This is a genomic window from Vogesella mureinivorans, from assembly GCF_007644035.1.
GTDB lineage: Bacteria > Pseudomonadota > Gammaproteobacteria > Burkholderiales > Chromobacteriaceae > Vogesella > Vogesella mureinivorans.
The window spans coordinates 1-348 of the sequence record NZ_VMTV02000817.1; the positions used below are offsets into that span (position 1 = coordinate 1).

Consider the following 348-nt stretch of genomic DNA (forward strand, 5'->3'; position numbering starts at 1 on the left):
TTGCAAAATCTGTCGGGGACAATTAACACTATTTTTGTCGGGCAAATGCTGGGTGTTGAAGCAATTGCTGCGATTTCAGTCTTTTTTCCGATCCTATTTTTATTGCTGGCAATAATTCCTAGTTTTGGCATACCCAAATAACCCCCAATCAATACAGGAGTCACGATCACACCGACAATAATCGTGAGGCTGGAAGCCATAAGAGGTGTGGTGCTGTCTCCGACCCCACGCAAAATGGAAGTATAGGTGATATAGATAAATAAAAATGGGCTACTCATTAACATCCATTGCACATAAGGCAGTGCAAGATGCATGATTTTCGGGTCGATTCCCAATAGCAATAAAATT

1 protein-coding gene is annotated in these 348 nt (G+C 41.4%); it reads right to left on the bottom strand.

Going from position 1 to position 348, the window contains the following annotated elements:
• Positions 1 to 314, bottom strand: a 314-nt coding sequence (locus FLQ44_RS19780; protein ID WP_240801349.1) for an MATE family efflux transporter, incomplete at its 3' end; no start/stop codon positions are given.
• Between the last annotated feature and the right edge of the window lie 34 nt (positions 315 to 348).